6 protein-coding genes and 1 pseudogene are annotated in these 8,428 nt (G+C 38.1%); 5 read left to right on the top strand and 2 right to left on the bottom strand.

The features are described from left to right. Positions 1-463 precede the first annotated feature (463 nt). Complete coding sequence (locus tag ABDV70_RS13475) at positions 464-826, bottom strand: hypothetical protein (RefSeq protein WP_343598474.1); 363 nt, start codon at positions 824-826, stop codon at positions 464-466. A gap of 255 nt (positions 827-1,081) precedes the next feature. On the opposite strand from ABDV70_RS13475, the gene mnmG reads away from it, so the two are divergent. Beyond that, positions 1,082-2,962 carry a tRNA uridine-5-carboxymethylaminomethyl(34) synthesis enzyme MnmG gene (gene mnmG, locus ABDV70_RS13470; protein ID WP_343598473.1) on the top strand — a complete coding sequence of 627 codons (1,881 nt, stop codon included), beginning with the start codon at positions 1,082-1,084 and terminating at the stop codon, positions 2,960-2,962. Between the two features lie 371 nt (positions 2,963-3,333). On the opposite strand, the gene ABDV70_RS13465 is transcribed toward mnmG, so the two are convergent. Continuing rightward, a complete protein-coding gene (locus ABDV70_RS13465) occupies positions 3,334-4,323 on the bottom strand; it encodes a WYL domain-containing protein (RefSeq protein ID WP_343598471.1) in 990 nt (329 codons plus the stop codon). Between the two features lie 414 nt (positions 4,324-4,737). Here ABDV70_RS13465 and ABDV70_RS13460 point away from each other — a divergent pair. The 4 genes and pseudogenes from ABDV70_RS13460 to ABDV70_RS13445 form a co-directional block, all read left to right on the top strand. Then, positions 4,738-6,171 (top strand): annotated as a pseudogene (locus ABDV70_RS13460) (circularly permuted type 2 ATP-grasp protein); the annotation flags it as partial. A gap of 22 nt (positions 6,172-6,193) precedes the next feature. After that, positions 6,194-6,796 carry an alpha-E domain-containing protein gene (locus tag ABDV70_RS13455; protein WP_343598469.1) on the top strand — a complete coding sequence of 201 codons (603 nt, stop codon included), beginning with the start codon at positions 6,194-6,196 and terminating at the stop codon, positions 6,794-6,796. Beyond that, on the top strand, positions 6,793-7,581 hold the full coding sequence (locus ABDV70_RS13450; protein ID WP_343598467.1) for a transglutaminase family protein: 789 nt from the start codon (positions 6,793-6,795) through the stop codon (positions 7,579-7,581). Before ABDV70_RS13455 ends, ABDV70_RS13450 begins: the two co-directional genes overlap by 4 nt. A 22-nt stretch (positions 7,582-7,603) precedes the next feature. Next, a complete protein-coding gene (locus ABDV70_RS13445) occupies positions 7,604-8,338 on the top strand; it encodes a proteasome-type protease (RefSeq protein WP_343598465.1) in 735 nt (244 codons plus the stop codon). Positions 8,339-8,428: the final 90 nt, after the last annotated feature.

The raw sequence follows: 8,428 nt of genomic DNA, 5'->3' as shown, positions 1-8,428 counted from the left end.
GATAAAAATTATAAGAGATAATAATTTTTATTTATATAGAAATTTTTTAAAAAATTATGCTTTTAAATCAAAAAAAGTACTAACCAAATATTAAAAATACAAAAGTGAATGCTCAAGATAAAATAACAAAATTTAGTGATCTTATTTCTATGGAATAAACCCAACTGAGAAGATTTTATTTTTAGTCATAAAACAAATGTTATGTTGTGCCTGACCTGCATGGTTTCATGTGTCTTAACGACTATTTATTTCTTGAGCAATCAGCATAAATTAATCCTGTTTATTATTTTGAGGATGATTTGGGTTTGAAAGTAGTTGTTTTTGTGCGGATTTGATTTTGAAGTTTTGTAGGAATGACAGAGATAGAAGGTCTGTAAGGTATAGATCTTTATTGTTATAAAGTTAGAGACAAAAGTTAAGAGCGATTAAATGAATCTAACCGCTCTTGACCGTTATGATGTGATTAAGATTGTGCAGCAGCGGGGCGTGGTGGTGTAAAGGCCAAAGCGCATTTACCTTTAATTTCCTGACCATTGATGGTCACAGATTTCGCATGGGCATCACTGGAGCAAGTATTAAATAATTCAGGCTCATCACCTTCAACTTTGCCACTTTTATTTGGAATAAATTGTGTTTCACAAGTACCATTCCAAATAATACCTCTTGAAGCAAAAGAAACAGCTGTGCCAGCTTTTTTGCCTTTACATACATGTTGATAGGTTTGTGGATTGTAAGTGGTAGCGACTTTATCATTTGCATGTGACAGTGTCGCCATGCCTAGACCTAAGCCCGTACAAAACAGAGTAGCAAGTAATTTGTTATTCATCATGATATTTTTCCTGTGTAGCTTGTTTTTAAAGTGTTCTACAACAGTGTTAGTATAAAAAATAATCTAAGAAAATAATATTTTGTTTAGTAACAAAATCTAAAACTTTGTGAAGATATTTGTATGAATGCGAATAGTACAAGGTTTTTGGTGAGTCGTTCAAAATTATTGTAATCAAAAAGGCGTAAAGCTATATCCGATATTGAATATCTGCTATCATATAAGGTCTTTTTTATTAGTTCAGACTTAAAGATTATGCATTATCCTAAAGTGTACGATGTTATCGTTATTGGTGGTGGTCACGCAGGTACGGAAGCGGCGCTTGCTGCTGCGCGTATGGGGCGACAGACTTTACTGCTAACTCATAATATTGAAACTTTAGGGCAGATGAGCTGTAACCCTGCTATTGGGGGAATCGGTAAGTCACATTTGGTACGTGAAATTGATGCACTTGGTGGTGCAATGGCGCTTGCAGCAGACAAAGGCGGGATTCAATTTCGTATCTTAAACTCACGAAAAGGTGCGGCAGTACGTGCAACACGTGCGCAAGCAGACCGTGTACGCTACAAAGCGGCAATTCGTGAAACACTGGAAAACCAAGCCAATTTAGATATTTTCCAACAAGCAGCAGACGACCTGATTGTTGAGGGCGATACTGTTAAGGGCGTTGTGACTCAAATGGGTATTCGTTTCGACACTAAAACAGTGGTGTTGACAACGGGTACATTCTTGGGTGGAGTTATCCATGTTGGTTTGGAAAAATCAAGTGGTGGCCGTGCAGGTGATCCTCCATCTATTGCTTTGGCTCAGCGTTTACGTGAATTAAACTTGCCAGTGGGTCGTTTGAAAACAGGTACACCACCTCGTATTGATGCACGTTCAGTCGATTTCTCTGTGATGACTGCACAACCAGGTGATTTCCCATCTCCTGTAATGTCATTTATGGGGGATGCCTCAATGCATCCTGAACAAGTAAATTGTTACATTACCCATACCAATGAAAAAACACATGACATTATCCGTGGTGGTTTAGATCGTTCACCAATGTATACAGGCGTGATTGAAGGTGTTGGGCCTCGTTACTGCCCATCGATTGAAGATAAAATTCATCGTTTTGCTGATAAAGACTCACATCAGGTCTTTTTAGAGCCTGAAGGTTTGGATACACATGAACTTTATCCAAATGGTATTTCAACGTCATTGCCATTTGATGTTCAGTTTGAACTTGTTCGCTCAATCCGTGGTATGGAAAATGCGCACATTTTGCGCCCGGGTTATGCCATTGAATATGATTACTTTAACCCGCAAGCGTTAAAATTTACCCTTGAAACCAAAGCCATTAATGGTTTGTATTTTGCGGGTCAAATTAACGGTACAACAGGCTATGAAGAGGCTGGTGCTCAAGGTTTACTTGCAGGTTTAAATGCTGCACGTCGTGCATGGGAACAACAAGAGTGGACACCAAAACGTGATGAAGCATATTTGGGTGTATTGGTAGATGACTTAATTACATTAGGTACTAAAGAACCGTACCGTATGTTTACTTCACGTGCCGAATATCGCTTGATGTTACGTGAAGATAATGCTGACCAGCGTTTAACATCAATTGGTCGTGAGCTTGGATTGGTAGATGACACGCGTTGGGCTGCTTATTGTGAAAAAATGGAAGCAGTTGAAACAGAGTTGGGTCGTTTAAAACATTTGTGGGCTGCACCGAATAACCCAATGGGTAAGCAGTTTGTTGAGATGACAGGCGCAGATTTAAGTAAAGAATGTAGCGCGATTGATCTGTTAAAACGTCCAAATATCAATTTTGAACAAATAGCAGCATTAACCGGTTCAGCGGTTTCTCAGCAAGTGGGTGAGCAAATCGAGATTGCTGTGAAATATGAAGGTTATATCAACCGTCAGCACGAAGATGTTGCACAAATGAAACGTTTGGAAGAAACAAAAATTCCAGCAGATTTTGATTATGATGTTGTTTCAGGTTTGTCTCGTGAAATCACACAAAAACTAAAAACAGTGCGACCTGAAACATTGGCGCAAGCAAGTCGTATTCCGGGTGTGACACCAGCCGCAGTCCAATTGGTGATGATTACGATTCGTAAAAATGCTCAAATGAAGAAAACAGCATAATTTAGAAAATTTTAGAAGCCTGCCATCTTACATAGGGTGGCAGGCTTTTTTATTTTGAGTAAAAAGCAAGTAACAAGAGGCTTAAAATTTCATTGCGTCCTATGCAGTAAAGAATATAAGCCATGTGACCAAGCGCTTAAGCATTTTATTGACTAATCAAAGCATATCTATTTATTTCACAGTAGGAAGATACCTTTATATAGTGAATGCATGGCAAAATTCATTGGAGAAACGTCATGACATTTAAGCATATTCGTTACAACCGCGCTGATTTAGCATGCCAATACGATCGGTTTGGTCTAATCATGATGAAATAAAAATATCTTAAAATAAAAAGAATAACTTAGAGCGCTTTAAGGCGCTCTTTTATTTTAATTTTTCTCATAGACTTGCTGTGCAACTTCTATGGGTTCTATGTTGATAATTTTTTTGCCGAAACTTCTTAACCACCACACCAATTGGGAGGTGAATGGTACGGTCGCTATAATTTCAACTTGTTGTTGGTCTAAAGAAATAATAGTTTGGTCTTTGCTTAATTGTGATTCATAGAAAGTCTGTGCGTCATAATCATGCATTCTGAGTTTGAGTTGTACCAGTTCAGAAGGTTTTGAACTATCAATCCTAAAACCTAGACCGCCTGCATCAATATACTGGTCAATATCAAAATCGACAGGGTGTAATGCGCGCTGATTGGACAGCGTTGCCGTTTTAAAACGATGCAACGCAAAAGTTTGAACATCGCTTTTGTCATTACGAGTACAAATTAAATAAATAATAGCACCTTTCTGAACTAACCCAAGTGGGTTTAATACATAAGATTTTTCTTCACGACCACGCCCTTGATATACACACTCAATTTGTTTGTCTTGTAATAAGCCTTCATAAATAATTTGTTGAGCATGATGGTCAATTGTTGGTGGGATGAGTGGCTGACTAGCAGGTACAATCCGAACCCGATTAATCCATTGGCGGACATTATTTTGGCTTGAGAGGCTGCGCCGTGCGAGGTCAAACCACGGATTCATTTCATCGATCAGACTAGGGGGAAGTAAATGTTTTAAATGTTCTTCTACCATCATAAAAGTAACGGCCTGAGAACTGGTCATATGCGGTAAGGTTTGAATAGGAGCATCAGATTTCCAACGCCAACCCTGAGGTGTTTCTTTGTTACTTTCGATTAAGAAACGCTGAGCCAGTTGATTTAAGTCGCGCTGGATTGTTCTTAAGCTCACATCAATCCCTTCACGTAGCAGTGACTCTTGAATTTGACGTGTGCCTGTCCATTTTCCTGTACCAAGTAAAGAGAGTATTTGCCACTGACGATAAAGACTGTTTGAGGTTTCTTTTTCTTGTATAGACATAAAAATTCATCAACTTTGTAGGATAAAAGATGAGCGACATCGTTCACCATAAAAAAAATAATTTAATTTGGCAAGAAATCATTCAGCTTTAACAAACGAAAAACATTGTATTGTCCTTAAATATATGTGATAGATAGGTAAATGCGGTATGTTGTTGACGTTTCCCGACAGATTTGCATGGTTGCAGACAGGAATGGAAGATGGACAGACCTTATATAACATAGAAATAAAATAAGCAAAAATGATCATAACATGGCACTGATTTTGCTTATCTATAGTAATCTTATAAAGGGAGAGGTCAGTATGTTAAAAGATAATAAAGAACCTTTAAATAAAGCAGAAGCTGTTGTTGCAGGAGCGCTATTGACTCAGTTAAATCCGCATGCACAAACAAAATCACAATGTTCAAAAACAATGTTTCACCAATTAAAATCTAAATTTTTTAATGAAATGCTTGATGATCCACATATGTCTGCGGAAGCTTGCAAAAACATAGAACGGTGGTTATTTGATCGTAGTTTAGAAGAACTCAATATTTTAAATCAGGAAGCAAAAGCCTTTTTTCTTTATCACGGCATTACATTTACGGTTTATGGAGAGGAAGATGGGACTCAGCGAACGATTCCTTATGACCTTATTCCAAGAGTGATTGCAAAAAAACAATGGGATAAAATTTCAGCAGGTTGTGCTCAGCGAGTACATGCACTAAATTACTTTTTAGATGATATTTATAATACACAGGAAATTTTAAAATCTGGGATTATTCCTGAAATACAAGTGTTGAGCCATGAAGCCTTTCAGCCACATATGCTGAATTTTAAGTTAAAAGGGAAAATTTATTCACAAATCAGTGGAATTGATATTATTCGTGACCGTAGTGGCGAGTTTTATGTACTAGAAGACAACTTAAGAACACCGTCTGGCGTGTCTTATATGCTCGAAAGTCGAAAAATCAGCAAGCAATTAATGCCAGATTTATGTGCAAAAACAAACTTGCATGAAATTGAACAGTATCCACAGTTATTACGTGAAATTTTAGAAGAAAATGCACTGGTGGATAAACCCTGTGTGGTGGTGCTAACACCGGGGCGTTTTAATAGTGCTTTTTATGAGCATGCTTTTTTAGCCCGTGAAATGGATGTACCTTTGGTCACAGGGCAAGATTTATTTGTTGAAAATGATGTGGTTTATGCCAAAACCATTCGAGGCAAACAACGGGTTGATGTGATCTATCGCCGTTTGGACGATGCTTTTATTGATCCGCTGTGTTTTCGTCCAGACAGTTGTTTAGGCGTTCCCGGTTTGATGTCAGCCTATTTAAAACAAAATGTCGTTATTGCAAATGCGCCAGGAACAGGGGTTGCAGATGATAAATCGATTTATCCTTATGTTGATAAGATGATTGATTATTATCTAAATGAAACGCCTATTCTTCGCAATGTACCTACCTATCAATGCCGCCATGCGGATGATCTGGATTTTGTCCTCGAAAATATGCCTCAGTTGGTTGTTAAAGAAGCACAGGGTTCTGGCGGATATGGCATGTTGATTGGCCCACAAGCAACTGAAAAAGAAGTGGCTGAATTCCGTCAAAAAGTTCAAGCTCAGCCTCATTTATATATTGCACAGCCAACGCTTGATTTATCGGTTGCGCCAACTTTAACCCAAGCTGGGGTTTCAGAACGCCATATTGATTTGCGTCCATTTGTCCTCAGTTCACCACAACGTACAGAAATTGTACCCGGAGGATTAACACGTGTTGCAATGAAAGAAGGTTCTCTGGTGGTCAATTCATCACAAGGTGGCGGTGTGAAAGATACTTGGGTGATTGAAACTTTAAATGCCTAATATGTAGGAAAGGAGTACAACAATGCAATTATTAGCTTCGAATGCCTACAATATTTTATGGATTGGACGTTACCTTGCACGGATTCATTGTTTATGCCGATATATGTCCATACAGGACGATCAGCAAGCACAACGAATTGCAGCAGCATTTTATTTACCTGCATATGATGCAAGTTCATTAAATGCATTAATTCTTGATCCAGAACAACTAGGTTCTTTGAACCAGTTATTCCATGCGGTATATGACAATATTCAGTCATTGCGTGGTGTGTTGTCAGATATTGGTTATTCAGAACTCAATGCACTTTTGCAACATGCAAAAAATAATGCAGGTTACATTTGTGATGTGGTCAATGAGTTTGATGACATTTTAGAAGGCGAGTCAGAAGATCTTTTTCTATTTTTTAGTCTTGGTCAGACAATCGAGCTACTTGATCAGGCTTTACGTTTGAAAGAACCGTTAGATGACCTGATTGTGGCAATGGATCATTTAGTGATGGTTTTACAGGATTATCACTGGCAGAAATTTGAAGAAAGTTGGCAGGCATTTAAAAAAGATCAGGACTCAAATCATTTTTTTGAAATGACAAGCCATCTTCAAAATATTTTTGAGGTAACGGTATGAAATTGATGGTGAATCATCAAACCCACTATCGTTATACACAGCAGGTATCAAATAGTATCCAATCGATTAAAATGATGCCGCAGGATGATGCACATCAGCAGGTGCAGGTATGGGATATGAGTGTTCCTGGGCAATATACTTTAAAAAAAGATGCTTTCCATAATCTATGGATTACCAGTACCCAGCGTTATGCGTATCATCATTTAACGATTATGGCTCAAGGGATCATTCAGATTGATCCGACACAGGATATTGCGAATCATTCGACAGCATTACATCCTTATATCTTTTTACAACCAACGACAATGACAGAATGTAGTCGTGAAATGCTGGCATTTGCATATGAGCATGTAAAAATAAAAGATCGGGTGCATTTGCAGCGTTTGGCCGAAGCTGTTTTGTGTCATATTCCCTATATACCACAAGCAACAAACGTACATACGTCCGCCATAGACGTCTTTAAAAATCATGAAAATGGCGGTGTTTGTCAGGATCATTCGCATGTATTTATTGCGATGTGCCGTGCGATGGGGTTACCTGCACGTTATGTTTCAGGTTATTTATATGCACCTGAAATGACGCATCTGGCCAGTCATGCTTGGACTGAAGTATATTTGGAACAGACGTGGTATTGTTTTGATATTAGTAATCAATGTTTTAGTCCGAATGCTCATATTTATGTTGCTGTAGGGCGAGACTACTATGATGTTGCTCCTGTACGTGGTGTGCGTGAACAGGGTGGTGTAGAAAGCATGAGTTCCATTGTTCAGGTTCTGGCATGTTAGGTTTGAGTTAAGGATGGTTTGAATGACCTATTGTTGTGCTTTGCGTTTAAAAGATGGTCTTGTCTTTATCAGTGATACACGTACCAATGCAGGCGTTGATCAGATTTCAGTGTTTCGTAAACTTTATACTTTTGGTGTGGATGGAGATCGTTTCATTGCTATTCAGACCGCAGGAAATCTGGCAACAACGCAAGCAGTCATCGGTCATTTGAGAAACCAACTCACCTTAAATGAAGAACCGAACCTGTATAGTGTCAGTACTATGTTTGAAGTTGCGCAGTTGGTTGGGCGTACTTTGCGCCGAGTTATTGCAGATGTCACTGACAACACGCAAGAACAAAGTAATTATTATTGTAGTTTATTGGTCGGTGGGCAAATTGGGGATGCAGAGTTACAATTGTATAATCTTTATCCACAAGGTAATTTTATTTGTGCGACCAAAGACACGCCATTTTTTCAAATCGGTGAAAGTAAATATGGTAAACCAATTTTAGATCGTGCTTTAACTTTTGATATGCCACTTGATGAAGCAGTTCGTTGTAGTCTGATTTCTTTTGACTCAACTTTAAGATCAAATGTTTCTGTTGGATTACCTTTAGATGTGTTGGTTTATAAGGTAGACAGTTTGCATATTCCAAAAGGAAAACGTATTACACAAGACAATGAATACTTTAAGGAAATCAGTAAACAGTGGTCAGAAACTTTACGCCGTGGGTTGCATGAAATTCCAAAACCTGCTGAAGATTTTTTGATTTGATTTGATTTGATTTGATTTGATTTGATTTGATTTGATTTGATTTGATTTGATTTGATTTGATTTGATTTGATTTGATTTGATTTGATTTGA

The organism is Acinetobacter sp., assembly GCF_039596015.1.
Lineage (GTDB): Bacteria > Pseudomonadota > Gammaproteobacteria > Pseudomonadales > Moraxellaceae > Acinetobacter.
The sequence above is the reverse complement of the archived record's forward strand: the minus strand, read 5'-3'. Positions and strand labels throughout refer to the sequence as shown.

Bases quoted from the DNA above. Each gene is read 5' to 3' on its own strand.
- ABDV70_RS13450 (WP_343598467.1), top strand. From the start codon at position 6,793: ATGAAATTGATGGTGAATCATCAAACCCACTATCGTTATACACAGCAG.
- ABDV70_RS13445 (WP_343598465.1), top strand. From the start codon at position 7,604: ATGACCTATTGTTGTGCTTTGCGTTTAAAAGATGGTCTTGTCTTTATC.
- ABDV70_RS13465 (WP_343598471.1), bottom strand. From the start codon at position 4,323: ATGTCTATACAAGAAAAAGAAACCTCAAACAGTCTTTATCGTCAGTGG.
- ABDV70_RS13475 (WP_343598474.1), bottom strand. From the start codon at position 826: ATGAATAACAAATTACTTGCTACTCTGTTTTGTACGGGCTTAGGTCTA.
- ABDV70_RS13455 (WP_343598469.1), top strand. From the start codon at position 6,194: ATGCAATTATTAGCTTCGAATGCCTACAATATTTTATGGATTGGACGT.
- mnmG (WP_343598473.1), top strand. From the start codon at position 1,082: ATGCATTATCCTAAAGTGTACGATGTTATCGTTATTGGTGGTGGTCAC.